Source organism: Deinococcus maricopensis DSM 21211, assembly GCF_000186385.1.
Taxonomy (GTDB): Bacteria; Deinococcota; Deinococci; order Deinococcales; family Deinococcaceae; genus Deinococcus_B; species Deinococcus_B maricopensis.
In genome coordinates, this window is sequence record NC_014958.1 from 19,634 (window position 1) to 45,493 (window position 25,860).

The window sequence follows — 25,860 nt, forward strand, 5'->3', positions numbered from 1 at the left end:
CGGAACGCCCGCTCACTTCCCGAGGCTCAGGCGCGCCGCGAGCACGTCCGGCAGGCCCGCCGCCCGGATTTCCGCCTGCGTCGCCTCAATGTCGTACGGGACGCGGAACACCTGGAACAGCCCGCGCGCCGAGTCGAACGTCGCGTAACTCGCGTGCGGGTTGCCGTCGCGCGGCTGCCCGACCGAACCGGGGTTCAGGATCACGCGCGCGCTCGGCGGCACCATGTAACTCCCGCCGTCCGACAGGGACTGGTGCTTCACCCACTCGCCCACCGGCGCGTTCAGCGTCGCGTACACGCCCGGCAGGTGCGTGTGCCCCACGAACGCCACCCGCCCATGCCACGCCGCGAACGCCTCGCGCGCCGCGCCGAGCGAGTCGGTGTACTCGTGCAGGCTCGTGGGGGTGCCGTGGCGGTAGCGGGCGCCCACCTCCGCGTCCTCGATGCCGTCCCGCCACGACCCGATCAGGGCCGCGTCGCTCGGCTGGAGTTGCGTCGCCTGCCACGCCAGGGCCTGCGTCACGATCCCGTCGGCGGCGCGCGTGCCGTTCAGGATCTGCAGCATCAGTTCATCGTGGTTCCCGAGGATGCACGTGGCGTCCAGGGCTCGCAGGTGGTCGAGGACCTCGTGGGGGCGCGGGCCGTACCCGACGGCGTCCCCCAGGTGAACGACCTGATCGTACGCATGCCGCCCGGCGTCCTCCAGGACGGCCTCCAGCGCATGCAGGTTCGCGTGAATGTCGGAAAGCAGCAGCAGCCGCACCCGCCCATGATACTGCGCTGATCCCCACGCGGGGCGGGTATGATGGCGCGTGTCCCGCTCCCCCCGCATTGGCCTCACGAGCGCGCAGTTCCCCGACGCCCACCTGGGCCGCACCTTCAACGGCACGTCCCGCGCGTACACGCAGGGCGTCGCGCAGGCCGGCGGCCTGCCCGTGCTGCTGCCGGTCCTGCCGGACCTCGCCGAAACCTACGCCCGCGACGTGGACGCCGTTCTGTTCACGGGCGGCGTGGACCTGCACCCCAGCCTGTACGCTGAGCACGCCCGCCGGGGCCTCGGCGAGGTCGACCCGGAACGCGACGCGTTCGAGGTGGCGCTCTACCGCGCCGCGCGCGCGCTCGGCAAACCCACCTTCGGCATCTGCCGCGGCTTCCAACTCATCAACGCCCTGGAAGGCGGCACGCTGCATCAGCACCTCCCGGACGCCGACGGCGTCTGGGCGGACCACGCGCAGCTCAGCCGCCCGCCCGTCCTGGCGCACGCCATGACGTTCACGCCCGGCAGTCAGCTCGCGCGGACGCACACGGACGGCCAGCTCGTGAACAGCTACCACCACCAGGGCGTCCGCGACCTCGCCCCGACCCTCACGGCTACCGCGTTCGCGCCGGACGGCCTGATCGAGGGCGTCGAGGGGGAAGGCATCCTCGCGGTGCAGTGGCACCCGGAACTCACCTTCCAGACGCACCCGGACACGTTCGGCACCTTCACGGCCTTCCTGGCCAGCATGGGGGTGCGCGCGTGAACCTCGCCCGCACCTGGGAGGACGCGTACGGCAGCGTCCACGCGCAGTACGAGGGGCGCGCCGGCGGGCACTCCTGGCTGGTCGTGACGCCCCTCTCCGACGTGCGCGCCGTTGCCGCGCAGCTCGACGACCTCGGCGAGGACGTGAAGGGCACCGTGCACCTGCTCGTCGCGGATGACCTCACGCCCGTGCACGCCACGCTCGGCGAGCACCGCCCACGCGGAGCGGTGCTGATCGGCCCCGCCCTGTCCGGCGGGCCGGCCGTGCAGGTCCCGGACCGCACCGTCGACACCGGCCCTCTTCCGTACCGCGAGGGCGGCGCGTACCCCGCGTGGACGAGCGCCCGCCCCGTGGACGCCCCGCACGGCGAGCATGCGGGCGCGAGCGTCTGCGCCGCGCACGACGTGCCCGTGATGGTCACGCCCGCCGACCATCTCACGGGCACACTGCGCGCGTGGCTCGCCGCTACCCCGCACGCCCTCGCGCTGAGCTGACCCCGGCGGGCGCTGGCGGCGTCCCGTGCCCAGGGGCGCGCGGGGCGTCCGCACCTCGCGTTACCTTCGCGCTCCGAAGGGACGCGTAGACTGGCGCGCGTGACCGACGCGCCCACCGTCCCGACCCCCCCGGTGGTGCGCCACCTGTACGTGCACGTGCCGTTCTGCCCCACCATCTGCCCGTACTGCGACTTTCACGTGCTGCAGCGCCGCGCGGGCGTCGTGGAGTGCTACCTCGCCAAGCTCCGCGAGGACGCCCGCGCCCTTGCGGCGGCGTACCCCGTGGACCTGCAGACGGTGTATCTGGGCGGCGGCACGCCCAGCTTCCTGCGGGACGCGGAACTCGCGGACCTCGTGGACGCCGTGCGCACGCACCTGGGGTGGGGCGCGCTGGAGAACACCCTGGAAGTCAACCCGGGCACGGTCAGCGCGGCGCGCGCCACGCACTGGCGCGCGCTGGGGTTCGACCGCGCCTCCGTGGGTGTTCAGAGCCTGCATGACCCCACCCTGAAGTTCCTGGGCCGCCCGCACGACGCGCAGGCGGCGCGTGACGCCGTCACGACGCTGCTGAGCGGCGGCTTCCGCGTGAGCGGTGACCTGATCACGGCCGTGGAGGGGCAGCCGCTCGACGAGGATGTCCGCGGCCTCGTCGAACTCGGCGTGGAGCACGTGAGCGCGTACACGCTCACCATAGAGCCGGGCACGCCGTTCGCGCGGCGCGGCGTGCAGGTCAGCGAGGACGCCGAGCGTCTCGGCTTCGAGCGGACCGAGGCGCTGCTCACGGGCCTGGGGTTCGAGCGGTACGAGATCAGCAACTACGCGCGGCCCGGCGCGCACTCCCGCCACAACCGCGCGTACTGGACCAACCAGCATTACCTGGGGCTCGGCCCGGGCGCGGCCGGCCACTACCCGGTCACGGGTACGCCCGGCGTGCTGGGGGAGCGGCGCACGAACGCGCACCTGCATGAATGGCTGGCGGGCACGGACGCCGACGTGGACGTCGTGACCCCCGAGGAGTTCGTCACGGACGCGCTGTTCATGGGGTTGCGCCTGCGGGACGGAGTGGACCTCGCGGACCTCACCACCCGGAGTGGCGTGGACGTCGCGGCGCGCTACGCCCCGGTGATAGAGCAGCACGTGGCGCGTGGCACGCTGACGCTGGACGGGACGCGCCTGCGCGCCACGCCGCAGGGCTGGTGGGTGCTGAATCAGGTGATCGCGGACTTCCTGAACGACGAGCCCACGCAAGGGTAAACCAAAAAAACCGCCTTCTTCGGCGGTGATAAGAAAAGAATAGCGCAGTATGCAGTGCTCGTCAAGGGTATGCGACCGACCGAGCCGCCCGCACACCGAAGAGCAAGGCGCCCGCTGATCAGCGGGCGCCTTGCTCCTCTGCCGGTCAGCGGCGACCGTACGGGTTGGTGGGGTTCGGCGTGGCCGTGGACGTCGGCGTTGTGGCGCCGCCGCGCCCCAGGTTGTTGTTCGGCGCGGTCGTGCCGGGCGTCGCCTGCCCGAACGTCTGCTGCCCGTATCCGGTCGGCATGGACGACGCCGTCGCGGACGCGTCCTGCGCGAGACGCGCGTACTCCTTGGCGTCCACGGCGCGCTCCAGGCCCGCGTCGTACGTGATCAGGCGACGCTTGTACAGGTTCGCCAGGAACGCGTCCATGGTGATCATGCCTTCCTTCGCGCCGGTCTGCATGCTGCTGGTGATCTGGAAGGTCTTCCCTTCGCGAATCAGGGACCGCACGGCCGGGTTCGCGATGAGCAGCTCGTACGCGAGGATGCGCCCGCCGTCCGCGCGGGGAATCAGCTGCTGCGTCATCACGGCCACGAGGTTGTTCGCGAGCTGCACGCGGATCTGCTCCTGCTGCTCTTCCGGGAACACGTCCACGATACGGTCGATGCTTTCCGGCGCGCTGTTGGTGTGCAGCGTGCCCATCACGAGGTGGCCGGTTTCCGCGGCGGTCACGGCGGCCTTGATGGTTTCGTAGTCACGCATTTCGCCCACGAGGATCACGTCGGGCGCCTGACGCAGCACGGCGCGCAGCGCCGCCTGGAAGTCCATGGTGTCCGCGCCGATCTCGCGCTGGTTCACGATGCTGTTCTTGTGCGGGTGCATGAACTCGATCGGGTCCTCGATCGTCATGATGTGCAGCTTCTTGTTGAGGTTGATCCAGTCGATCATCGCGGCGAGCGTGGTGCTCTTGCCAGAGCCGGTGGGGCCGGTCACGAGGACCAGGCCGCGCGGGGCGTTGGCGATGTCGACGACGGTCTTGGGCAGACCGAGGTCCTCGGCGCTCTTAATCTTCGTGGGGATCAGACGGAGCACGCCGCCGACCGCGCCGCGCTGCACGAACGTGTTCACGCGGAAGCGGGCCTTGTCGCCCAGCGCGAAGCTGAAGTCCAGTTCGCGCTTCTCCTCGAAGGTGCGCTGCTGCTTCTCGTTCATCATCGAGTACATCAGCTTGCGGGTGTCGGTCGCTTCGAGCGGGCCGAAGTCGAGGCCGGTGTACTCGCCGTGCAGCTTGAACTGCGGCGGCAGGCCGGCAGTGATGATGACGTCCGAGGCTTGCTTCTCGGCGGCGACGCGCAGGATATCGGTGATGTCGGTGGCCATGGGCTTCTCCTTGGGGGCAGGGGGGCGGGGTGGTGGCGGGCGGGTCAGTTGCTGGTGCTGCCGAGGACTTCTTCGAGGGTGGTGATGCCGCGCAGGGCCTTCTCGATGCCGTCCTGACGGAGGGTGCGCATGTTGCTCTGCTCGACGGCAACGTCGCGGATCTCCGCGGCGCTCTTGCCGCCGCCGATCGCGCGGCGCAGCGGGTCGTCGACGACCATCAGCTCGTGAATGGCGGTGCGGCCCTTGTACCCGGTGCCGCCGCAACGGTTGCAGCCGGTGCCGTGGTAGAGGGTGGCGCCCTGCAACTCCTCGTCCCTGAGCCCCAGGCGGCGCAGGGTGTCCGGGTCGGCGTTCGTTTCGGTCTTGCACTCCTGGCAGATGCGGCGCACGAGGCGCTGCGCGAGCACGCCGATCAGCGCGGCGCTGATGTTGAAGTGCTCCACGCCCATCTCCTCCAGGCGGGTGACGGCGCCGGGCGCGTCGTTGGTGTGGAGGGTGGCGAGCACCAGGTGGCCGGTGAGGGCCGCTTCGGTGGCGATCTTCGCGGTTTCGGCGTCGCGGATCTCACCAACGAAGATAATGTCCGGGTCCTGACGCAGGAACGCGCGCAGCGCGCGGGCGAAGGTCAGGCCGGCGGTGGTGTTCACCTGCGTCTGGTTGATGCCGGGGATCTCGTACTCGACGGGGTCCTCGACGGTGGTGGTGTTCTTGTCGCTCGTGGCGATGCGCTTCAGGATCGAGAAGCTGCTGAACGACTTCCCCGAGCCGGTCGGGCCGGTGATCAGGAAGATGCCGTACGGTTTCTCGATGGTGTCGAGGAAGCGCTGGAAGTTGTGGTCGCTGAAGCCCAGCTGCTCGACTTCCGGGATGTTGCTGGCCTTCTGCAGCAGACGCATCACGGACTTCTCGCCGTACACCGTCGGGAGGGTGCTGAGACGCAGGTCGAGGTCGATGCTGCCGCGCCGGAAGCGCACGCGGCCGTCCTGGGGGATGCGCCGCTCGGCGATGTCGAGGTTCCCGAGAATCTTGATGCGCGCCGCGATGGCCGGGCCGGCCGCCTTGGGCAGTTCCATGTGGTCGCGCATGTCACCGTCGATGCGGTAGCGGACCTTCACGTTGTGTTCGGTCGGCTCGATGTGGATGTCGCTGACGTCCTGCAGCGCCGCCTCGCGGATGATGCTGTCGACGACGCGCACGACGGCGTTGTCGTCGAGGCTGGCGTTCAGGTCCGCGTCCTCGCGTTCGCGTTCGCGGGTGCGGCCGGTTTCGGCGAGCTTCTTGTTCAGCTCGGCCATGTCGTTCGACCCGAAGTACCGCTCGATCAGGCGGATGATGTCGCGTTCCGCCATGACCGCCGGGATGATCTCGCGGCCCGCGATGAGGCGCAGGTCGTCGAGCGCGAACACGTTGCGGGGGTCTTTCATGGCGACGACGAGCGCGTCGCCCTGCATGCGCACCGGCACGACCACGAAGCGGCGCGCGGTCGCTTCGGGAATCAGCTGCGCGACTTTCGGGTCCGGGGGGCTCTGCTGCGGGTCGAGGTACTCGTACCCGAGCTGCGCGGCCAGGGAGCGCGCGAGCATTTCCGGGCTGAGCTTGCCGCTCTGCACCAGGGTGTCTTCGAGGCGGCCCCCGCCGGTGTTCTGCTTCTCGATGGCTTCGCTGATCTCGTCGGCTTCCGCGAAGCCCAGGTCGACGATGACCTCGCCGAGGGGTTTGACCTTGCCGCTGCGGGCCTGCACCTGCAGCGCCTCACGCAGCTGGTCGCGGGAGAGTGTGCCGGCGTTCACCATGGCTTCGCCCAGGCGGCCCCGCTGCGGGTACAGGCGGTCGATGAGCATTTCGACGTCGGCGGGTTTGGCGAGCGCGAGCTGTACGGGCCGCCCGATGATCGATTCGAGGTCCGCGCGGCGGCGCTGGTCGCTGGTGATGACGAGCACGTGGTCGCCCTGGTCGCGGACGGGCACGGACGTGAGGCGCAGCGCGTCGGCGCGCAGCATCAGCCCGAGGACGCTCTCGTCGGGTTCGTAGTCGCGGGGGTTGCGGACGAACACCGTGTTGCTCTGCTCGGCGAGCGTTTCGTACAGCTGATCTTCAGTGATGAACCCGAGTTCGATCAGGGCCGCGCCGAGCGGGTCGCCCGTCTGCTTCTGCAGTTCGAGCGCCTGGTTGATCTGCGCGTCGGTGATCAGGCCGCGCTGCAGCATCTTCTGACCGAGCAGCGACACCTGCTCGCCGGCCTCGATGGGCTTCTGGGCGTTCAGGCCCAGTTCCGGGTAGTGCTCGGCGATGGCCCAGTTGAGGTGCGAGCGCAGCGCCTGGTACGGCTCGACGGCGTAGCCGCTCTCATCCTCGATGGTTTCGATGTTCATGCTGCTGAGCGGGTCGACGAACGCGACGCGCAGCGTGGCGCCGTCAAGCGCGAACGGGAACGCCTGCGACGCCTGCGCGGCCTCGGCGGGCACGGCGGCGATCGCTTTGGGGTCCGGTTCGAGCTGCGTGAGGCTCACGAGCGGAATGCCGAGGGCTTCCTCGACGGCGCGCGCGATGCGTTTCTCGCCGACCATGCTGCTGTCGATCAGGATGTCCGCGAGGCGGCCACCGACTTCGGAGTGCCGGTCCAGGGCGCGCTGCAGGTCCGTGTCGTTGACGTACCCCTGCTCCAGCAGGATGGCGCCCAGGCGTCTGTCACCAATGGAGAGTGCCACGTGTTACCTCCCTGCGCTGTGGGGCGCGCGGCCATGCCAGGCGTGCCCGTAGCGTTTCAGCACGAGACGCTCGATGCGCCGTGCGAGTTTCGTGTGCGGCAGGGCGTTGTCCGCCAGGGGCCGCACCATGATCGTGAACATGCCGTTCAGGTTGCCGCCCAGCACGTCGGTGAAGAGCTGATCGCCCACCATGGCCATCTGCTCGGGTTTCAGGCCGACCGCGTCGGCGGCTTTGCGGAACGCGCGCGGGAACGGTTTGCTGGCCAGGCCAACGCCGTCGAAGCCCAGGCGCCCCGTCCAGTAACGGACGCGTTCCGGCAGGGCGTTGCTGAGCAGGTAGAGCTTCATGCCGGCCAGGTGCAGGTCGCTGACCCAGGCGTCGAGTTCGCGGCGGTCCTCGTAGGAGCCGTACGCGATCAGGGTGTTGTCGAGGTCGAGCAGCAGGCCGCACAGGCCGTGCGTGCGCAGCAGCTCGGGCGTGATGTCGATCACGTCGTCAATCAGCAGTCGGGGTTTGAGCAGGCTCACGCGCGGCCCTCCCCGGCAGAGGTGTGGGTGTCCAAAGCACCCACCATTTTAGGGTCGGGCGCGCGGCGCACACCGTGAGGTTCTGCGCCTCCGCGGCCGATCAGGGCCCACATCCGCCCGGTGCGTCCGGCATCCCGTCGGTACGAGTAGAAGTCCGGTTCGGTGGTGCAGCGCCCCGACACCCACAGGTGCGACGCGGAGACGCCCGCGTCGACGAGCACCTGTGTGTTCGCCCGCGCGAGGTCCAGCTGCAGCCCGCTCAGCGCGTCCCCGAGGCCCGCGGCGCGGAACTGCGCGGCGACGTCCTCGCCGACGGCGTACCGCGCGCCACAGATGCCGGGGCCGACCGCGGCGCGGATGCGTTCCGGCCGGGCGCCCAGGCGGGTCATGGCCTCAATGGTGCGCGCGCCGATGCGGGCGACCGTGCCGCGCCATCCGGCGTGCGCCGCGCCGATCACGCCGGCCTCGGCGTCCTCAAGGAGCAGCGGGTAGCAGTCGGCCGTCATGATGGCGAGCAGCAGGTCCGGCTGGGCGGTGACGATGGCGTCACCGCTGTGCACGCCGGGCGCGCTCGCCACGGCGACGTCCGCGCCGTGGACCTGTGTGAGGCTCGCTACGCGTGCGGGCGTGAACCCGAGCTGCGTGGTGAGGCGGCGGCGGTTCTCGGCGACGCTGTGCGCGTCGTCCTCGCGGTCGTCGAGGTTCAGGCCCGCGTACGGGCCACTCGAGACGCCGCCCGCCCGCGTCGAGAACGCGTGCGGGAACGTGAGGTGCGGGGAGCGCAGCAGCATCAGGTCAGTATGGAGCGTCATGTCTCACCAAATTCTGACGGGTGAAGGGCCCGGCGACGCGCGAGGCCGATGAGGAAACGCTCACGCCGGGGCGCTGTTTGCACTCGCTTCAGGGCTTTCGGGGGGCGCACTTGGTACAGTGCGCGCATGATCGGGATTGACATGAACGGCAAGACGGCGCTCGTGATGGGCGTCGCGAACGCCCGCAGTCTCGCGTGGGCGATTGCGGAGCAGCTGCTCGCGGCGGGCGCGCGCGTGGGCTTCAGCTATCAGGGGGAGCGCCTGAAGGGCGAACTCGACAAGCTCCTCGTGGACAAACCGGGCACGTGGAGCATGCAGGCGGACGCCACCAGCGAAGCGGACCTCGCGGCGCTGATGGACCGCGTGAAGCAGGAGTTCGGTGAACTGGACTACGTGGTGCACGCCATCGCGTTCGCGCCGCGCGCGGCCATGGAAGGCCGCTTCGTGGAAACGACGCCGGACGACTGGAACACGGCGCTGAACGTCAGCGCGTACACTTTCGTGGCGGTCGCGCGACACGCCGAACCCCTGCTGCGCGAGGGCGGCAGCCTGATTACCCTCACGCACCACGCCAGCCAGCAGGTGTTCCCGAAGTACAACGTCATGGGCGTCGCGAAGGCCGCGCTGGAAGCCGCCACCCGCTACCTCGCCTCGGACCTGGGCGCGAAGGGCGTGCGCGTAAACGCCGTGAGCGCCGGCCCGGCCCGCACCGTGGCGGCGCGCAGCATTCCCGGCTTCGGCACCATGTTCGAGGAAGCTGGCAAGGCCAGCGCCCTGCGCCGCAACATCACCAACGATGAGGTCGGCAAGCTTGGGCTGTACCTGCTGTCCGACCTCGCCAGTGGCGTGACCGGCCAGACCGTGTACGTGGACGCCGGCGCGTACATCATGGCCATGAAGCCGCAGGGGACCGAGTAACCCCCCCCCATCCTGTTTCACGTGAAACGCTGGCCGCCCCCGCCCGGGGCGGCCTTATGCTACGGCCCATGAGCCCACACGTGGACCTCTCCTACACCGTTGATCTGCTGCTGCGCCTGCTGAACACCCCCAGCCCCACCGGCTTCACCGAAGGGGCCATCGCCCTCGCAGAGCGGGAACTCAGCGCCATGGGCCTCCAGGGCGAACGCACCAAAAAAGGTGCCCTGCGCTGGACCCTGCCGGGCACCAGCGGTGGTCGGCACCTCACCTTCAGCGCGCACGTCGACACGCTCGGCGCCATGGTCAAAAGCATCAAGCCGAACGGGCGCCTCACCCTCACGCGCCTCGGCGGTTACGACTGGCACAGCATTGAAGGGGAATACGTCCAGGTGCACACCCAGGCCGGAAACACCATCAGCGGCACCATCGTCCTCACCCGCCAGAGCATCCACGTGTACGCCGACGCCAGCACCACCAAACGCGATGCCGACAGCCTCGAGGTGCGCCTCGACGAACGCACCGCCAGCGACGACGACACCCGCGCACTCGGCGTGCAGGTCGGCGACTTCGTCAGCTTCGACCCCCGCGCCCAGCACCTCCCCAGCGGCCACATCAAGAGCCGCCACCTCGACAATAAAGCTGCCGCCGCCATCCTCCTCGCCGTGACGCGCGCCCTGCACGGCGCGGCCCTGCCGCACACCGTCACCATGTACCTCAGCACCTACGAGGAAGTCGGGCACGGCGCTGCGCACGGCATCCCCGACACCACCGACGAACTCATCGCCGTCGACATGGCCGCCCTCGGCGAGGGGCAGAACGGCAGCGAACACCACGTCACCCTCTGCGTCAAGGACAGCACCGGCCCGTACGACCACGCGCTCGGCAACCGCCTGCGCGCCGTGGCCCACGACGCCGGGATCGACCTGCGCCCCGACATCTACCCACACTACGGCTCCGACGCCTCCGCCGCGTGGGCGGCCGGCGGCGACTACCCCGCCGCGCTGATCGGCCCGGGCGTGGACGCCAGCCACGCGTACGAACGCACCCACGAGGACGCCCTGCGCGCCACCGCCGACCTGATCGTCGCGTACGTCACCAGCCCCTGAAGCCTTGAGCGACCCTGAGGCTCGTGCCCTGGCGTGCAGTCGTCCCGCACGCCAGCGAGCACCCTGAGCGCAGGAGGTTCGCATGGCCCTGAACGTCGGAGATCACGTCACGTGGCGCAGCCACAACGGCGAAGCGCACGGCCGGATCATCAAGGTCGCCCACCAGGACGGCGAGGTGAACGGCTTCCACTACCACGCCACCCACGACGACCCCCGCTACATCGTCGAAACCGACGACGGGCGCCGCGCCGCCCACACCGCCGGCGCCCTGCGCAAACGCTGAGCTGCCGGGCGCCCGGACATCGCGCGAACAAGCGCACCCTCAGAACAGCCTGAACTCAGGACCGCAGCAGCGAGAGCAGCGCGGATTGCACCGGCAGGGTGGCCCGGGACAGTCCGCGTCGCCACACACACGGAACGTCCAGCACTGCTGGACGTTCCGGTCATTGCGTCCCTGCACGGCCTTGTCGCCCGCGAGCGGATTGCCTACACTCCCGTCATGCTCAGCCCAGCGGACCGCCACGCGCGCGGGAACCGGAACGCCATCGCCCTCGCGGTGCGCGCGTGGTGGCGCTGGGCGCTCGGCTGGACCCTCCCGCGCCTGTGACCGCCCACGTCGCCCTGACCAGCGGCCCACACTCACCGCTCACGCTCCCGGAGGTTCCATGACCGACCACGCCGACGCCCCCCAACGCGCCCACACGGACTTCACCGAAGGCTTCTCGTACGGCTCGTACCTGCACCTCGACACGCTGCTCAGCGCCCAACACCCCCTCACCGACGCGCACGACGAACGCCTGTTCCTGCTGATCCATCAGGTGTCCGAGTTGTGGCTGAACCTCATCGTGCACGAGCTGCGCGCCGCCATGACCCTCCTTGACCAGGGCATCACGGACGCGCCCCTCAAAATGCTCACGCGCGTCGTGCGCGCGCAGGAACAGCTCACGCAGGCGTGGGAGGTCCTGAAGACCATGACGCCCGCCGACTACCTGCAGTTCCGCAGCGCGTTCGGGCAGGCGTCCGGGTTTCAGTCGTACCAGTACCGCACCGTCGAGTTCCTGCTCGGCAACAAGAACCCCGTGATGCTCCGCCCGCACGCCCACCGACCGGACGTGCACGGCCCGCTCGCCGAGGTGCTCGCCGCGCCCAGCCTGTACGACCTTACTCTCCGCCTGCTCGCCGCCCGCGGCCTGCAGGTGCCCGAAGCGGTCCTGCACCGCGACTTCACGCAGCCCTACACCCCCAATGACGAGGTGCTGGACGCCTGGCTCACCGTGTACCGCGACACCGACCGGTACTGGGACCTGTACGAACTCGCGGAGAAACTCCTCGACGTGGAAGACAACTTCCGCCGGTGGCGCTTCAACCACCTCACGACCGTGGAGCGCACCATCGGCTTCAAACGCGGCAGCGGCGGCACCAGCGGCGTCGGGTACCTGCGCCAGGCCGTGCAGATCGTGCTGTTCCCGGAACTCTGGGCGGTCCGCACCAGCCTGTAACCCCAGCAGGGCCGCCTGGTCCCCGGCGGCCCCGCACTGACGGCGTCACTCCTCGTCGATGCGGACGAGGCCCTCGACGCGACTGGCGAGGTCCGCGCGCCCCAGACCCCGCAGGGCTTTCGCGGCGCGCGCGATGCCAGTCTCGTCCACGCCTCCTGCATTCCAGCCGGCGATCAGCATGGCGCAGCCCTGCAGCGCCTCGCTGAGCTGCTCCTTGTGGAACATGGCGGCCAAGGCGCCCGCCTGTTGCGGTTGGCTTTGTTGCGCTTCGGCCTGCACAGACATCACGACCTGCATGAACACCTGATCGAACTTCGCGCGGTTCTCGGGCGTGAGCGTCTTCATGCCCCGCAGTGTACCGGCCCACAAGAAGGCGGCGCCCACGCGGGCGCCGCCTTCTTGTGGCGCGAAGTCAGCGGTTCAGGAACAGGGCGCTCAGGACGATGGTCAGCAGGATCGTGCTGACCATCCAGTACGCCACGCCGCTCAGCAGCAGCGTGATGCCCGCCTGCACCTGATCGCGGATGTTCATGCTGGACTGCACAGCCAGCCACCCGAAGAACACGTTCAGGATGGCGATAAGGAACAGAGCCAACCACCCCAGAATGGGAATGACGCCGATGACGCTGCCGATGATGCTGAGCGGCACGTAGAACAGCGCGTAGGTGTACGCGACTTCCGGGTACGTGCCGGTGCCGCGGAAGAAGTTCCGGCCGATCAGGTGCACGGCGCCGGTGAAGACGCCGAAGCCGATCAGGACGCTGATGAGGCGGCTGAAGAACTGCACGAGCGGGTTGACGTCCTGGTGGAAGATCCCGAAGAAGCCGGAGATGACGGCGCCGACGAGCGCGGCGATCAGGACGTAGGTGTAGGCTTCGCGGAGGCCGCCGCTGCGCTCGAAGCGTTCGAAGGTGGCCACGCTGGGGCGGCTGAGGACCGCAAGGCTCTGGTTGAGCATGGTGCCGATGTTCGGTGAGGAGCTGTTCATGCCCCAGTGTACGCAGGCGGGAAGGCGCGAGTTCCGGTTGTCCAAAATCTGGGGTCTTCAGGTCCTCTTGAACTTCTGGGGTGGATCTGGGGGTTCCCTTACACCCAGAGTACGTTTTTGGCGTAAAATACGGGGATGCTGAGGGTCCAGTCTGAATTTACACCGAGCGGAGACCAGCCGACAGCCATTCGCAGCCTCGTGGACGGCCTGGAGTCCGGTCTGCGGTACCAGACCCTCCTGGGCGCCACCGGCACCGGCAAAACCTACAGCATGGCGAAAGTCATCGAGGAAACCGGCCGCCCCGCGCTCATCATGGCGCCCAACAAGATCCTCACCGCGCAGCTCGCCAGTGAGTTCCGCGAGTTCTTCCCCGGCGCCGCCGTCGAGTTCTTCGTGTCGTACTACGACTACTACCAGCCCGAAGCGTACGTGCCCGGCAAGGACCTGTTCATCGACAAGGACGCCAACATCAACCAGGAGCTCGAGCGGCTGCGGCACTCCACCACCCGCAGCCTCCTCACGCGCCGCGACACCATCGTCGTCGCCAGCGTCTCCTGCATCTACGGCCTCGGCGACCCCGAGGAGTACCGCGCCCTGAACCTCGTCCTGAAAGTCGGTCAGCCCATCGGCCGCGACGCCATCCTCGACCGTCTCGTGGAGTTGCAGTACGACCGTAACGACATCGAGCTCGCCCCGGGCCGCTTCCGTGCGAAAGGCGACGTGATCGAGATCTGGCCCAGCTACGACGAGCAACCGCTGCGGCTCGAACTGTGGGGCGACGACCTCGACCGCATCGTCCTGTACCACCCGGTCAGCGGCGACGTGCAGGCTGAACTCGACGCCACCGTCGTGTACCCGGCCAAGCACTACGTCAGCTCGGCAGGGAACATCGAGCGCGCCATCGTCACCATCCAGCAGGAACTCGACGAACGCGTCGAGTACTTCAAGGCGTCCGGCAAGCTGCTCGAAGCGCAGCGCATCAAAGAACGCACCCTGTACGACCTGGAGATGCTCAAGGTCCTCGGGTACTGCTCCGGCATCGAGAACTACTCCCGCCACATCGACGGCCGCAAACCCGGCGAAACGCCCTACACCATGCTCGACTACTTCGCGTCGGACTTCGTGACGTTCGTGGACGAGTCGCACGTGACGATCCCGCAGGTGGGCGGCATGAGCAACGGCGACCGCGCCCGCAAGCAGACCCTGGTCGACTACGGCTTCCGCCTGCCGAGCGCCATGGATAACAGACCGCTGAACTTCGGGGAGTTCCTCGGCAAGATCGGGCAGACGGTGTTCGTGAGTGCCACGCCCGGCCCGTTTGAGCGGGAGCACAGCGACAGTATCGCCGACCAGATCATCCGCCCCACCGGCCTCGTCGACCCGGTCGTGCAGCTCCGCCCTATCAAGGGCCAGGTGGAGGACATCCTCGGCCGCGTCCGTGAGCGCGCCGCGAAAGGCGAGCGTACACTCGTCACCACCCTCACCAAACGCATGGCCGAGGACCTCGCGGAGTACCTGCTCGACAAGGGCGTCCGCGCGCGCTACATGCACAGCGACATCGACACCGTGGAACGCCAGGTGATCATCCGCGACCTGCGCCTCGGGCACTACGACGTCCTGATCGGCATCAACCTGCTGCGCGAAGGCCTTGACCTGCCCGAGGTGAGCCTCGTGGCGATCCTCGACGCCGACAAGCCCGGCTTCCTGCGCTCGGAACGCAGCCTGATCCAGACCATCGGCCGCGCCGCCCGCAACGTGAACGGCGAGGTGATCCTGTACGGTGACAGCATCACGCCCGCCATGCAGGCCGCGATGGAGGAAACCGCGCGCCGCCGCGAGAAGCAGCTCGCGTACAACGCCGAGCACGGCATCACCCCCACCACCATCCGCAAAGGCGTCCGCGACGTCATCCGCGGCGAGGAAGAAGCCGAACTGCCGCAATCGCCGGACCTCGGCAACGACCGCGACGCGCTCATGACGCAACTCACGGACCTCGAACTCGACATGTGGCGCGCCAGCGAGGACCTCGACTTCGAGAAGGCCGCCAGCCTGCGCGACCAGATCCGCGCTATCGAAGCGAAACTGCAGGGCAAAACCTTCGAGCAGCCCACCGTCCCCGGCCAGAAAGTCCGCAAACGCGGCCGCCGTTGAAGCAAAGCCGGCTGCCGACCCACGGGCCGGTAGGTGCACGCCTCACTGCACGCTCCGCCAGCGCATGACCGGATGGGGGGACACCCGCGCCCCATCCGTCTTTGTTGCGCACCCTGAGCAGGCGGCCAGCCGCACACGTGCGCGGCGCACCCCGCGCGCCGCAGGCGCGTGTTAGCGTGCCGGACGTGTCCGGCGCCCCTCCCCCCTCGACCGCCCCTGCAGGCACCACGCGCGAACTGCTGCGCCTCGCGTGGCCCCTGATGTTCTCGAACCTCGCGTACACCGTCGTCGGTTTCACCGACACGCTCATCATGGGCCGCCTCGGCGTCACCGAGGTCGGCGCGGTCGGCTTCGCCAGCCTATGCCTGCTCACCCTGATGCTGCTGTTCCGCGGCAGCCTGAACACCGCCGCCACCTTCACCGCCCGCGCCGTCGGCGCGAACCACCCCGCCGGCGTGTCCCGCTGGGCCAGCGTGTTCCTGACCCTCGCCCTGATCGGCCTGCCCGTAGCCCTGATCGGCCCGGCCCTCGTGGACGGCCTGTTCGTGCTGCTCCAGCCCGCGCCGGACATCACGGCCGTCGCGCGCACGTACGCGCACATCCGCGTGTTCGAAGCGCCGCTGGTGTTCCTCGGCACGGTCGCCCTGTCCATCATGGTCGGCCTCGGCAACACCCGCACGCCCATGCAGCTCGCGTGGATGGTCGTCATCGTGAACGCCGCACTCGCCCTGCTGTTCGTGTTCGGGTTCGGGTGGGGCGTCGCCGGCGCCGCCTGGGCCGCCCTGATCGCCGTCGGCATCCAGAACGCCCTCGCGGTGCTGCTGCTGCACCGCCTGCACGCCCGCGCGTACGGCCCGTTCCGCCTCACCCGCCCCACCCGCGACGAACTGCGCAGCTTCGCGCGGGTGGGCCTGCCCGCCGGCACCACCGAACTCGGCGAGGTGGGCGCCTTCACGGTGTTCCAGGGCGTTATTTCCCGCCTCGGCCCCGCCGAACTCGCGGCGTCGCAGATCGCGAACCAGTTCGCCAGCCTGGGTTTCCTGCCGGCCTTCGCGCTCGCGTCCGCGACCGGAAGCCTCCTGTCCCGCGCGCTCGGCGCGGGCCGCCCGGACATCGCGCGCCGCGTCGGGTGGCGCGGCGCGCTCCTCGCCGCCGCCCTCATGGGCGCCCTCGGCCTGCTGTTCCTGCTCGTCCCCCGGCAGCTCATCGGCCTGTTCAACCACGACACGCAGGTCCTCGCGCTCGGCACGTCCGTGCTGGCCGTCATGGCCGCCTACCAACTCCTCGACGGCCTCGCCATCGTCCTCGGCGGCGCGCTCGGCGGCGCCGGCGACACCCGCTTCCGCCTCGTAGTGACCCTCACTGGCGCGTGGCTCGTCATGGTCCTCAGCGCCACGTACCTCGCCCCCCGCTACGGCGTCACCGGCGCGTGGACCGGCGCCCTCGCGTACATCGCCCTCGCCGCCATCGCGTACGCCCTGCGCTTCGCGTCCGGGCGCTGGCAGCACCTCCGCCTGTAACGCCACCCAGGATACAGAAGGGCGTGCCGCATATTCGCGTGCACGCCCCTCCGCTCACCCGTACCTTGAGCGCATGCACCGTGCCCTCCTCACCCTAACCTTCCTCCTTGGCAGCGCCGCGGGCGCCGCCGGCCTCCTCGGCACCACCGGCAGCGTCGCCAACTCCGACTTCTGCCGCGAGTACAGCTGCGAAGGGCCCACCCTCAACGGCCCCGACCGCCTCTACGACCTCAACACCGGCGACCGCCTCGCCGTGCGGTACGGCAACGCCAGCCGCATCTCCCGCCTCAGCCTCCTGTTCGACGGCGACAACCTCGACGCCAGCACGGACCGCCTTACCATCCGCGACCTGCAGGCGCTCGCCTTCGGCCGCGTCGCGAAAGACGTCCGCCCGGAAAGCTGCTACGGCAGCCGCAACGTCCTCACGCTCGCTGCCCGCCCCGACCCCACCGCCGACGCCCTCACCTGCCTGAACGACGGCGACGTCACCCGTGTGGACATCACCGCCAGCAGCACCTACCTCAACCGCCCTCTCACTGCTACCCCCACGACCAGCGCCGCCCCCGCGAACGAACTGAAACTCCGCGAGTGGTACTTCAAGAACTGCCGCGCCAGCACCAGCGTCACCGGCTACTTGCCTGTCGGCACCAGCAGCCGCTGCGACCTCATCATCGAAATCACCCGCCCCACCCCCGTCGTCCGCGCCGAATTCACGTACGAACTCGAATACACCCAGAACGGCCAGCCCTACAAAACGCTCCTGCCCGGCAAAGACACCTGGCAGCAGGGCCGCGCCCCCGGCACCACCGACCCGCGCCTCACACAGAACGGCGCCACCATCACCGCCAACCTCAGCTTCAACGTCCGCAACGTCCCCGGACGCCGCGTCACCTCCATCAACGCCATCGGCACCCTCACCTTCCAGGACGGCACCGTCAAACGCGTCTACGAACCCCTCCAGATCCGCTGAGCGCCCGCCACGCAGCCTGGCGCCCCGTGCGCTAGGCTGTGAACGCATGGAATACGTGGTGTTCGACCTCGAAACGACCGGCCTCTCCCCGGAACGCGACGCCATCGTGGAAATCGGCGCGATCCGCATCCGGAACGGCGAGGTCCTCGAAGACGACACCTTCCACACCCTCGTAAACCCGGAGCGCGACATTCCCTGGTACGTCTCCCGCGTGCACGGCATCCGCAACGCCCACGTCGCCAGCGCCCCCCGCATCACCGAAGCGCTCCCGGCGTTCCTGCAGTACGCCGGCACCACCCCCGTCGTCGCACACAACGCCGCGTTCGACACCGGCTTCATCCGCGCCGCTGCCGCCCGCCAGGGCCTTGAGTGGCGCCCCCAGCGGGAGATCTGCACGCTGCAACTCTCCCGCCGCGCCTTCCCCCGCGAAAAGAGCCACAAACTCGACGCGCTCGCTCAGCGCCTCGGCCTCCTCCAGGAAGCGCGCGGTTTGCACAGCGCGCACGCCGACGCGCGCCTCACCGCGCACGCCTTCGCGCACCTCCTGCGGCACCTCGGCGAGCACGCCTGACTGCACTCCACCAGGGAACCCCCAACGCCTCCCGCGGTCAATCCGTCAGCAGGGCTTGCAACTCAGACCTTAGCACCTGCAACGCCGTTTCTGGCACCACAGGCGGCCCCGCCTGAACGTCCTTGACCTCCAGGGGCACCCACGACACGCACCCGAGCATTTCCGGCGTTTCCTCCAACGCCAACGGCTTGATCAGCGGACGCACACGCACCAGCAACACGTGCAGCCACGGCCGATTGCGGTAATGGAACCGCCGCTCAATGGCCGAGGCGTTCAGCGCCTGAAACGGCTCTACACGGAGGGCCCGCTCCGCGTCCTCCACCTTCCAGACCTCAACGACTTCCGCGAGCGCTGGAAGGACAATCCGACCAGGCTGCGGGTCCATGCGGAGAAGGGACTGAAACGGTGAGCGGACCTCCTGAGGGTTCTGGTGCAGGAACGTTGGGTACAACAGGAACTCTCGGTGTTCTACCTCAAACCCCTCGTGCGTTTCCATGATGCCGCCCTTGCGCACAAGCACAGAAACGCTGCCTTGCCCAAGCGCCTGCACCTGCGCGTCCCACTCCTTCAAAGCAAACAGAGCCATGCGGCGAGGATAACCCCGCCGCATGGCTCTGTTTGCTTTGATCATGAATCAAGGCAGGTTGGTGCCAACCGCACCTGTCGACGAAAAAGAGGTAGCTCCCACAGTGTTAGCAGAAAAGGCCTCGGGAGTGATTGTAAATACTTTACTACCGTGTTTACCCCATACATCAATTATATATCTCGAATCTACAGTTGAGTAATCGCTTCGATCATTGAAAAATACACTACTTATCAAACAATTTGCGTTTATACTATCACTGTTGCGATTTATATCGTTTGATGCAGGGCCTATAAACAGAAACTTTCTATTATCTAATTGGGAGATTGCTTGGACAGTTTGAATGCTTTTTGCGCAAGTTTGCGCACCAGCATCGTATGATCTGCGTTGTGCGCCTAGAAGGCCTGGAATCAGCAATGCACCAAGAATTCCGATGATGGCTATGGTTATAAGTAGCTCAATGAGCGTAAATGCACCTTGGTTCAAATTGTCTCCTATCTATGAAAAAGAGCGGCCATATGGCCGCTCTTTTGAAGACTTAGGCTTAGTTCGCGGGGACCGCGGCACCGGTAGGTGCACCAGTGCTGGCGAAGTTCGTGCCGGTCAGCGCGCTAGGCGTCATCGTGAAGAACCTGCTGCCGCGCTTGTCCCAGACGTCAATGCAGTAAGCGGTGGTTAGGGTTGTAGCAGTGCTGTTGTCCTTGTACAGGATGTTGGCGTTGCTGACGCAGCTGGCCGCGACGCCCTCCGTAGCGTCATTGAGCTTGCCGGTGCCCGTCCCGACCGCCAGGTACACCTGGTTATCGATCTGCGCCTGAACCTCCGCAGTCTAGATGCTCTTCGCGCAGCTCTGGGTGCCCGTGTCGTAGGCGCGCTTCTAGAGGCTGCGTTACAGGGATTTGAAGTGAGCGGTGGCAGATCCGGTGGATGCAGAATGGCGGGATGCGCCGCCCAGGGTATCCCAGTGATGTGGATGACGAGACGTACGTGTTCCTGCTGCCGTATCTGGTATTGAGCCCCGAGGACGCACCGCAACGCAAGTCTCCGCTGCGGGCCGTGCTGAACGCACTGTTCTGGATGTCACGCACCGGTGCACAGTGGGAATTTCTGCCGAATGATCTGCCGCCACCGGACGTGGCGCGCACGCAAGCGGCACGTTGGTTCGCCGCTGGGTGTTTCGAGAACGCCGTGCATGATCTGCGGCTGCTCACCCGTGTTCAGCAGCAACGTGGTGCCGAGCTCACGGCCATCATCATCGACAGCCGTACGCTGCAAAGCACCCCCGAGAGCGGTGCGCGGGCTGGTTTCGATAGCGCCAAGAAGCGCAAGGGCACCAAGGTGTATCTGGTCGTGGATACCCTCGGGCAGCTCTTGACCCTGATGACCTCGCCAGCCAACGAACAGGATCGCGCGCAGGTACGCGAGCTCTGCGCAGCGGCGCAGGAAGTGACGGGGGGCATGATTGAGGTGGCCTTTGCAGACCAGGAGTATACCGGTGAGATCGCTCACGGGGACGCTGCCGCGTCGAATGTCGAACTCATCGTCGTGAAGCGCCCGGAGGCCACGCGCGGGTTCATTCTGCTGCCGAAGCGTTGCGTGGTCGAGCGTTCGTTCGCATGGCTCTCGCGTTTCCAGCACTTGGGCCGTGACCTTGAGCGCCTCTCGTCCACCCTGATCGGTTTTCATTTCGTTGCTGCCACCGTTCTGATGACCGCGAAATACCTTCGCCAGCTTGCATAGCCTCTTCGCTAGCGTCTAGGTGTCGAGGAGGTTGGGGATCAGGACAACCGTAAGGATGCCGATAATCGTGATAACGATGAGCAGTTCGATCAGGGTGAAGCCTTTGGTGCGTTTGCTGTTGTTTATGGGTCTCCTGAGTGCCTTGCCGGATAAAGGATGTATGGGAACCGGTTCAGCGGGATTAGTGCTTGCAGAGGGCGCGTTGGAGTGCTTGGTGGGCTGCGTGAGGTAAGAGTATAGGGCTACAATTCTCTTACAACCATAAGCGTCTTTTTGTGCAGTTGGGTGCGGGAAAATCCACAGAGCGTGTATGAAGTTCCTCTCAAACATGATGTTTTCATAAGGGTTGTTGAAGTTGTTCCTCATACGGACGGGTGCTATATTTCGCTTCGCATTGCTGGCGTAACGCAGCGGCGACGCTCGAACCTGGTCAGGGCCGGAAGGCAGCAGCCATAAGGGATGATCGCTGGGTGCCGTTGCTCACCGGCAATGCTTTTCTTTTCTTCATGGCGGAACCGGGCACGTTTGCGTGCGCGCACCGTGCGATAATGCGGCGCATGAGCGTGATTCCCTACGTGATCGAGCAGACCGGACGCGGCGAGCGAATGTACGACATTTACTCCCGTCTCCTGAAAGATCGGATTATTTTCCTGGGCACGCCCATCGACTCGCAGGTCGCGAACACGATCGTCGCGCAGCTGCTGCTGCTGGACAGCCAGAACCCCGAGCGGGAAATCCAGCTGTACATCAACAGCCCCGGCGGTGAAGTGTACGCGGGCCTCGCCATCTACGACACCATGCGGTACATCAAGGCGCCGGTGAGTACCATCTGCGTCGGCATTGCCATGAGCATGGGCAGCGTCATCCTGATGGCCGGTGACAAGGGCAAGCGCTCCGCGCTGCCGAACAGCCGCATCATGATTCACCAGGGCTCCAGCGGATTCCGCGGGAACACCCCGGACGTTGAGGTGCAGGCCAAGGAGACGCTGTACTTGCGTGACCGCCTGGTGGACATCTACCACCGGCACACGAGCCTGCCGCACGAGAAGCTGCTGCGGGACATGGAGCGGGATTACTTCATGTCGCCTGGCGAAGCGCAGCAGTACGGCTTGATTGACGCCGTGATCGAGCACACGCGCGAGGCGCAGAGCGAGAACGAGTGACGAGGGCGCACTTGAAGGGGGAGGTGGAGTAACGTGGCGGACCGGTGTTCGTTTTGTGGGCGCAGTTACCCGCAGATCGCGCAGTTGATTGAGGCGCCCAACCGGGCGGCGTTCATCTGCAATGAGTGCGCGGACCGTGCGCACGAGATCGTGCGGCAGAACCGGAAGGGCGGGGCGGGGTTCAACCTGTCGGAGTTGCCCAGCCCGCGTGAAATCAAGGCGTACCTGGATGAGTTCGTGATCGGCCAGGACGAAGCGAAGAAAGCCCTGGCGGTCGCGGTCGTGAGCCATTACCAGCGGCTCGCGCATCCGGACGCGAACCTCGGCAAGAGCAACATCTTGCTGATTGGTCCGACCGGCACCGGGAAGACGCTGCTGGCGTCGTCTTTGGCGGAGATGCTGGAGGTGCCGTTCGCCATTGCGGACGCCACAACGCTGACCGAGGCCGGGTACGTGGGCGACGACGTGGAGAACGTCATCGTGCGCCTGCTGCAGGCGGCGGAGTATGACGTGGAGGCGGCGGAGCGCGGCATCATCTACATCGACGAGATCGATAAGATCGCCCGCAAGAGCGAGGGTACCAGCATCACGCGTGATGTGTCCGGCGAGGGTGTGCAGCAGGCGCTGCTGAAGATCATCGAGGGGACGGTCGCGCAGGTGCCGCCGCAGGGTGGCCGTAAGCACCCGCAGCAGGAGCTCGTGCAGGTGAACACGAAGAACATTTTGTTCATTGTGGGCGGCGCGTTCGACGGGATTGCGGATATTGGCCGCAGCCGCACGAACATCCGCAGTGTGGGCTTCGGCGCGGAACACAAGGGCGACGAGAAAGAAGAGTTGCGCTTTATGCCGGAGGACCTCGTGAAGTTCGGGTTGATTCCGGAGTTCGTGGGCCGCCTGCCACTGGTGGTGCAGTTGCAGGATCTCGGTGAGGACGCCCTGGTGCGGATTTTGACGGAGCCGCAGGGTGCGATCGTGCGGCAGTATCAGGCGCTGTTCGGGTTCCAGGATGTGGACCTGAACTTCACGGAGGAGGCGCTCCAGGAAGTGGCTCGCCGTGCGAAGGCGCGGGGTACCGGGGCACGTGGGCTGCGGGCAGTGCTTGAGAAGTCCATGACGGACCTGTTGTTCGAGTTGCCGGCGGAGGGGTTGCGTGAATTGCGTTTCGACGCGGAGCACATTGATGACCCTGCCAAGCTCCTTGAGTCGAAGGGACTCAAGAAGTCTGCATAAAGTCACTTCAATTACAGCATTCGCCCAGCCTCACGCCTACACTTAGGCACAGGCTGGGTGTGCTGTTTCAGCACCCCACGTTTTCCTACAGACCCCTCACCCACAACGCGGTACAGTGGTGCACCTCACCCCCCCAACAACTGGCCCGCGCCAAGGAGAAACAATGAACTGGGAACTCCCCGTTGTCGCCCTCAGAAATATCGTGGTGCTCCCCGGCACCACCATGAACATCGACGTGGGCCGCGCCAAGAGCAAACGCGCCGTTGAAGAAGCCCAGGCCGCCGACCGCCGCGTCCTGCTGCTCACCCAGCGCGAAGCCCGCACCGACGACCCTACCCTCGCCGAACTGCACGACGTCGGCGTTCTCGCCGTTATCAAGCAGGTCGTCCGCATGCCTGACAGCACCCTCCAGGTGCTCGTCGAAGCGCAGGAACGCGCCCGCGTCGGCGAACTCGTCGCCAGCAGCTACCTGCGCGTCCGCGCCGAAACGCAGGCCACCACCACCGCCGACGCCCACGAAGCCGACGTGCTCGCCACCGAAGTGAAAAGCGCGTTCGACGAGTATCAGCGCCAGAACAAAAACCTCCGCCTCGACAATTACCAGGTTGAAGCGATCCGCGCCCTCACCGACCTGGGGGCCCTCGCGGACCAGATCACGCACCACGCCACCTGGACGCCCGACGAGAAGCAGGAAGTCCTCGCGGCATTCAGCGTGAACGAGCGCCTCACCAAGGTCCTTAAGTTCCTCAACCGCGACCTTGAGCGCTTCAACATGGACAAGAAGATCGCCGGGCGCGTCAAGGAACAGATGGACGCCAACCAGCGCGAATACTACCTGCGCGAGCAGATGAAGGCCATCAGCAAAGAACTCGGCGGCGGCGAGGAAGGCCCCGCCGAGATCGAAGCGCTGCGCGAGAAGATCGAAGCGGCCGGCATGCCCGCCGAAGTCAAAGACAAAGCCCTCAAGGAACTGCAACGCCTTGAGCGCACGCCCGGCGGCAGCCCCGAAGGCACCGTCGTGCGCAACTACATCGAGTGGCTGATCGATACCCCCTGGAGCAAGCGCGACGAGGAAATCCTCGACATCGCCCGCACCCGCAGCATCCTCGACGAGGACCACTTCGGCCTTGAGGACGTCAAGGAACGCATCCTCGAATTCCTCGCGGTGCGTCAGCTCACGCAGGGTCAGCAGAAGAAGGAAAGCAAGAGCGCCGAGGACCGCCCCGAGGACCTCGAACTGCGCGCGCCCATCCTCTGCCTCGTTGGCCCTCCCGGCGTCGGGAAAACCAGCCTCGGTAAGAGCGTCGCACGCAGCCTGAACCGCAAGTTCGTCCGCATGGCCCTCGGCGGCGTCCGCGACGAAGCGGAAATCCGCGGCCACCGCCGCACGTACATTGGCAGCATGCCCGGACGCATCATCCAGGGCATGAAAACCGCCGCCGTCACCAACCCGATCATGCTGCTCGATGAAATCGACAAGATGAGCAGCGACTGGCGCGGCGACCCCAGCAGCGCCATGCTCGAAGTCCTCGACCCCGAGCAGAACCACACCTTCCAGGACCACTACCTCGAAGTGCCGTACGACCTGTCGCAGGTGATGTTCATCACCACCGCGAACAGCCTGCAGACCATCCCGCGCCCGCTGCTCGATCGCATGGAAGTCATCCAGATTCCCGGCTACACCATGCAGGAGAAAGTCGAGATCGCCCGCCGCTACCGCGTGCCCCGGCAGATCAAGAGCCACGGCCTCGACGGCAAACTCGAAATCACCGACGCCGCCCTCACCCGCATCGTCGAGGAGTACACCGCCGAAAGCGGCGTGCGCAACCTCGACCGGCAGATCAGCAAACTCACCCGCAAAGCCGCGCGTGAACTGCTCGAAAACGCCTGGGAAGGAGTGCGCACCATCGACGCCCCGCAGATCCCCGACTACCTCGGCGTGCCCCTCCACCGCCCCGAACGCATGGAGAAAGACCCCCAGGTCGGCGTCGCGCAGGGCCTCGCGTGGACCAGCGTCGGCGGCACCATGCTCGTCGTCGAAGCGCTCGCTACGCCCGGCAGCGGCAAGATCGTCATGACCGGCAGCCTCGGCGACGTCATGAAGGAAAGCGTCAGCGCCGCCGTCGCGTACCTCCGCGCGCACGCCGCGAAGTACGGCGCGGACCCTGAGTTCTACAAGAAGCTCGACCTGCACGTGCACTTCCCGGACGGCGCCACGCCGAAGGACGGCCCCAGCGCCGGCATCACCATCACCACCGCCGTGGCGAGCGCCGTGACCGGCCGCCCCGTGCGCCTCGACGTCGCCATGACCGGCGAAGTCAGCCTGCGCGGCCGCGTGCTGCCCATCGGCGGCGTGAAGGAGAAGCTCCTCGCCGCGCACCAGGGCGGCATCCGAGAAATCATCATTCCGAAAGACAACGAACCGCAACTCAAGGAAGTGCCCGAGAGCATCCGCGGTGAGCTGAAGGTCCACGTCGTGGAGCACGTCGGTGAGGTCCTCGACCGCCTGCTGCTCGACGCCCCGGAACAGCCGGTCGTGCCGCCCACCCCGGCGAAGAACGTCCAGCAACCCGGCGCGTAACGTCCCTGCACGACCAACCCCCGGCCCATCACGGACCGGGGGTTGGTCGTGCAGGGTGGGACGCTGCCGCAGCCTCCTGCCCTGGCGGGGTTTGCACCTGTGCCCGCTCAGGGGACCAACAGGGGCGCCCCCCAATGGTGTCTTCGTGCCGGCCTT

The 25,860-nt window shown here is 67.2% G+C and carries 24 protein-coding genes, 1 other RNA gene and 1 pseudogene; 16 read left to right on the forward strand and 10 right to left on the reverse strand.

The annotated features are described in order from the left end of the window. Positions 1-12: 12 nt before the first annotated feature. Positions 13-762, reverse strand: a complete 750-nt coding sequence (locus DEIMA_RS00090) for a metallophosphoesterase family protein (RefSeq protein ID WP_013555186.1) — start codon at positions 760-762, stop codon at positions 13-15. A gap of 49 nt (positions 763-811) precedes the next feature. Here DEIMA_RS00090 and DEIMA_RS00095 point away from each other — a divergent pair, with 49 nt between their 5' ends. From DEIMA_RS00095 to hemW, 3 genes are all read left to right on the forward strand, one after another. Further along, positions 812-1,522 carry a gamma-glutamyl-gamma-aminobutyrate hydrolase family protein gene (locus DEIMA_RS00095; protein ID WP_013555187.1) on the forward strand — a complete coding sequence of 237 codons (711 nt, stop codon included), beginning with the start codon at positions 812-814 and terminating at the stop codon, positions 1,520-1,522. After that, positions 1,519-2,016, forward strand: coding sequence for a hypothetical protein (locus tag DEIMA_RS00100; RefSeq protein WP_013555188.1), 498 nt, complete (start codon positions 1,519-1,521; stop codon positions 2,014-2,016). The genes DEIMA_RS00095 and DEIMA_RS00100 overlap by 4 nt, the downstream gene beginning before the upstream one ends. Before the next feature lie 99 nt (positions 2,017-2,115). Then, complete coding sequence (gene hemW / locus DEIMA_RS00105) at positions 2,116-3,270, forward strand: radical SAM family heme chaperone HemW (RefSeq protein WP_013555189.1); 1,155 nt, start codon at positions 2,116-2,118, stop codon at positions 3,268-3,270. Positions 3,271-3,415: 145 nt separating this feature from the next. Here hemW and DEIMA_RS00110 read toward each other — a convergent pair whose 3' ends face one another. The 4 genes from DEIMA_RS00110 to pgeF are packed head-to-tail and all read right to left on the reverse strand — an operon-like array spanning position 3,416 to position 8,684. Then, complete coding sequence (locus tag DEIMA_RS00110; protein ID WP_013555190.1) at positions 3,416-4,636, reverse strand: type IV pilus twitching motility protein PilT; 1,221 nt, start codon at positions 4,634-4,636, stop codon at positions 3,416-3,418. A 44-nt stretch (positions 4,637-4,680) separates the two neighbouring features. Next, the gene (locus DEIMA_RS00115; protein WP_013555191.1) at positions 4,681-7,344 is read right to left on the reverse strand and encodes a type II/IV secretion system protein; all 2,664 of its coding nucleotides are present in this window, start codon (positions 7,342-7,344) and stop codon (positions 4,681-4,683) included. A 3-nt stretch (positions 7,345-7,347) separates the two neighbouring features. Next, the gene (locus DEIMA_RS00120) at positions 7,348-7,872 is read right to left on the reverse strand and encodes a YqeG family HAD IIIA-type phosphatase (RefSeq protein WP_013555192.1); all 525 of its coding nucleotides are present in this window, start codon (positions 7,870-7,872) and stop codon (positions 7,348-7,350) included. Continuing rightward, on the reverse strand, positions 7,869-8,684 hold the full coding sequence (pgeF, locus tag DEIMA_RS00125; RefSeq protein WP_013555193.1) for a peptidoglycan editing factor PgeF: 816 nt from the start codon (positions 8,682-8,684) through the stop codon (positions 7,869-7,871). Before pgeF ends, DEIMA_RS00120 begins: the two co-directional genes overlap by 4 nt. A gap of 126 nt (positions 8,685-8,810) precedes the next feature. Here pgeF and DEIMA_RS00130 point away from each other — a divergent pair, with 126 nt between their 5' ends. The 4 genes from DEIMA_RS00130 (at position 8,811) to kynA (ending at position 12,207) form a co-directional block, all read left to right on the forward strand. Continuing rightward, positions 8,811-9,602, forward strand: coding sequence for an enoyl-ACP reductase FabI (locus DEIMA_RS00130; RefSeq protein WP_043816307.1), 792 nt, complete (start codon positions 8,811-8,813; stop codon positions 9,600-9,602). Between the two features lie 68 nt (positions 9,603-9,670). Further along, positions 9,671-10,708 carry a M42 family metallopeptidase gene (locus DEIMA_RS00135; RefSeq protein WP_148234842.1) on the forward strand — a complete coding sequence of 346 codons (1,038 nt, stop codon included), beginning with the start codon at positions 9,671-9,673 and terminating at the stop codon, positions 10,706-10,708. Positions 10,709-10,790: 82 nt separating this feature from the next. Then, positions 10,791-10,991 carry a hypervirulence associated TUDOR domain-containing protein gene (locus DEIMA_RS00140; protein WP_013555196.1) on the forward strand — a complete coding sequence of 67 codons (201 nt, stop codon included), beginning with the start codon at positions 10,791-10,793 and terminating at the stop codon, positions 10,989-10,991. A 382-nt stretch (positions 10,992-11,373) separates the two neighbouring features. Further along, a complete protein-coding gene (kynA, locus tag DEIMA_RS00145; protein ID WP_013555198.1) occupies positions 11,374-12,207 on the forward strand; it encodes a tryptophan 2,3-dioxygenase in 834 nt (277 codons plus the stop codon). 45 nt (positions 12,208-12,252) lie between these two features. On the opposite strand, the gene DEIMA_RS00150 is transcribed toward kynA, so the two are convergent. Further along, positions 12,253-12,552 (reverse strand): hypothetical protein, encoded by a 300-nt coding sequence (locus DEIMA_RS00150; protein WP_043816308.1) that lies wholly within the window; start codon positions 12,550-12,552, stop codon positions 12,253-12,255. Between the two features lie 67 nt (positions 12,553-12,619). After that, the gene (locus tag DEIMA_RS00155) at positions 12,620-13,195 is read right to left on the reverse strand and encodes a YIP1 family protein (RefSeq protein ID WP_013555200.1); all 576 of its coding nucleotides are present in this window, start codon (positions 13,193-13,195) and stop codon (positions 12,620-12,622) included. A 135-nt stretch (positions 13,196-13,330) separates the two neighbouring features. Between DEIMA_RS00155 and uvrB the strand changes: the two genes are divergently transcribed. The 4 genes from uvrB to DEIMA_RS00175 all read left to right on the forward strand — a co-directional run bounded on the left by uvrB (position 13,331) and on the right by DEIMA_RS00175 (position 18,407). Then, positions 13,331-15,346 (forward strand): excinuclease ABC subunit UvrB, encoded by a 2,016-nt coding sequence (uvrB, locus tag DEIMA_RS00160; protein ID WP_013555201.1) that lies wholly within the window; start codon positions 13,331-13,333, stop codon positions 15,344-15,346. A gap of 185 nt (positions 15,347-15,531) precedes the next feature. Beyond that, entirely contained in the window at positions 15,532-16,866 is a 1,335-nt protein-coding gene (locus DEIMA_RS00165) for an MATE family efflux transporter (RefSeq protein WP_245528335.1), read from the forward strand. A gap of 73 nt (positions 16,867-16,939) precedes the next feature. Continuing rightward, positions 16,940-17,836, forward strand: a complete 897-nt coding sequence (locus DEIMA_RS00170; protein WP_013555203.1) for a hypothetical protein — start codon at positions 16,940-16,942, stop codon at positions 17,834-17,836. A gap of 46 nt (positions 17,837-17,882) precedes the next feature. Next, positions 17,883-18,407 carry a 3'-5' exonuclease gene (locus DEIMA_RS00175; RefSeq protein ID WP_013555204.1) on the forward strand — a complete coding sequence of 175 codons (525 nt, stop codon included), beginning with the start codon at positions 17,883-17,885 and terminating at the stop codon, positions 18,405-18,407. A 37-nt stretch (positions 18,408-18,444) separates the two neighbouring features. Here the strand turns inward: DEIMA_RS00175 and DEIMA_RS00180 are convergent, their stop codons facing one another. Together DEIMA_RS00180 and DEIMA_RS17145 are read right to left on the reverse strand one after the other, a co-directional pair. Then, positions 18,445-18,993 (reverse strand): DUF1802 family protein, encoded by a 549-nt coding sequence (locus DEIMA_RS00180; RefSeq protein WP_013555205.1) that lies wholly within the window; start codon positions 18,991-18,993, stop codon positions 18,445-18,447. Between the two features lie 48 nt (positions 18,994-19,041). Continuing rightward, complete coding sequence (locus tag DEIMA_RS17145; RefSeq protein ID WP_083810796.1) at positions 19,042-19,476, reverse strand: type II secretion system protein; 435 nt, start codon at positions 19,474-19,476, stop codon at positions 19,042-19,044. A gap of 456 nt (positions 19,477-19,932) precedes the next feature. Between DEIMA_RS17145 and DEIMA_RS00190 the strand changes: the two genes are divergently transcribed. Continuing rightward, positions 19,933-20,730 carry an IS5 family transposase gene (locus DEIMA_RS00190; RefSeq protein ID WP_083810797.1) on the forward strand — a complete coding sequence of 266 codons (798 nt, stop codon included), beginning with the start codon at positions 19,933-19,935 and terminating at the stop codon, positions 20,728-20,730. A 24-nt stretch (positions 20,731-20,754) separates the two neighbouring features. Here DEIMA_RS00190 and DEIMA_RS17635 read toward each other — a convergent pair. Continuing rightward, positions 20,755-20,856, reverse strand: a pseudogene (locus DEIMA_RS17635) (type IV pilin protein); the annotation flags it as partial. Positions 20,857-21,124: 268 nt separating this feature from the next. On the opposite strand from DEIMA_RS17635, the gene ffs reads away from it, so the two are divergent. The 4 genes from ffs to lon all read left to right on the forward strand — a co-directional run bounded on the left by ffs (position 21,125) and on the right by lon (position 25,704). Then, positions 21,125-21,223: signal recognition particle sRNA small type (gene ffs, locus DEIMA_RS17135), an RNA gene on the forward strand. Positions 21,224-21,278: 55 nt separating this feature from the next. Continuing rightward, positions 21,279-21,893, forward strand: coding sequence for an ATP-dependent Clp protease proteolytic subunit (gene clpP / locus DEIMA_RS00200; protein ID WP_148234843.1), 615 nt, complete (start codon positions 21,279-21,281; stop codon positions 21,891-21,893). A gap of 33 nt (positions 21,894-21,926) precedes the next feature. Next, positions 21,927-23,123: an ATP-dependent Clp protease ATP-binding subunit ClpX gene (clpX, locus tag DEIMA_RS00205; protein WP_013555210.1), complete on the forward strand. Its 1,197-nt coding sequence runs from the start codon at positions 21,927-21,929 to the stop codon at positions 23,121-23,123. Between the two features lie 163 nt (positions 23,124-23,286). Next, positions 23,287-25,704 carry an endopeptidase La gene (gene lon / locus DEIMA_RS00210; protein ID WP_013555211.1) on the forward strand — a complete coding sequence of 806 codons (2,418 nt, stop codon included), beginning with the start codon at positions 23,287-23,289 and terminating at the stop codon, positions 25,702-25,704. Positions 25,705-25,860 lie beyond the last annotated feature (156 nt).

Excerpts from the sequence above, each read along its gene's own strand:
- DEIMA_RS00110 (WP_013555190.1), bottom strand. The coding sequence starts at position 4,636 with ATGGCCACCGACATCACCGATATCCTGCGCGTCGCCGCCGAGAAGCAA.
- pgeF (WP_013555193.1), bottom strand. The coding sequence starts at position 8,684 with ATGACGCTCCATACTGACCTGATGCTGCTGCGCTCCCCGCACCTCACG.
- DEIMA_RS00130 (WP_043816307.1), top strand. The coding sequence starts at position 8,811 with ATGATCGGGATTGACATGAACGGCAAGACGGCGCTCGTGATGGGCGTC.
- DEIMA_RS00135 (WP_148234842.1), top strand. The coding sequence starts at position 9,671 with ATGAGCCCACACGTGGACCTCTCCTACACCGTTGATCTGCTGCTGCGC.
- DEIMA_RS00140 (WP_013555196.1), top strand. The coding sequence starts at position 10,791 with ATGGCCCTGAACGTCGGAGATCACGTCACGTGGCGCAGCCACAACGGC.
- kynA (WP_013555198.1), top strand. The coding sequence starts at position 11,374 with ATGACCGACCACGCCGACGCCCCCCAACGCGCCCACACGGACTTCACC.
- DEIMA_RS00150 (WP_043816308.1), bottom strand. The coding sequence starts at position 12,552 with ATGAAGACGCTCACGCCCGAGAACCGCGCGAAGTTCGATCAGGTGTTC.
- DEIMA_RS00155 (WP_013555200.1), bottom strand. The coding sequence starts at position 13,195 with ATGAACAGCTCCTCACCGAACATCGGCACCATGCTCAACCAGAGCCTT.
- uvrB (WP_013555201.1), top strand. The coding sequence starts at position 13,331 with ATGCTGAGGGTCCAGTCTGAATTTACACCGAGCGGAGACCAGCCGACA.
- DEIMA_RS00170 (WP_013555203.1), top strand. The coding sequence starts at position 16,940 with ATGCACCGTGCCCTCCTCACCCTAACCTTCCTCCTTGGCAGCGCCGCG.
- DEIMA_RS00175 (WP_013555204.1), top strand. The coding sequence starts at position 17,883 with ATGGAATACGTGGTGTTCGACCTCGAAACGACCGGCCTCTCCCCGGAA.
- DEIMA_RS00180 (WP_013555205.1), bottom strand. The coding sequence starts at position 18,993 with ATGGCTCTGTTTGCTTTGAAGGAGTGGGACGCGCAGGTGCAGGCGCTT.
- DEIMA_RS00190 (WP_083810797.1), top strand. The coding sequence starts at position 19,933 with ATGCGCCGCCCAGGGTATCCCAGTGATGTGGATGACGAGACGTACGTG.
- clpP (WP_148234843.1), top strand. The coding sequence starts at position 21,279 with ATGCGGCGCATGAGCGTGATTCCCTACGTGATCGAGCAGACCGGACGC.
- lon (WP_013555211.1), top strand. The coding sequence starts at position 23,287 with ATGAACTGGGAACTCCCCGTTGTCGCCCTCAGAAATATCGTGGTGCTC.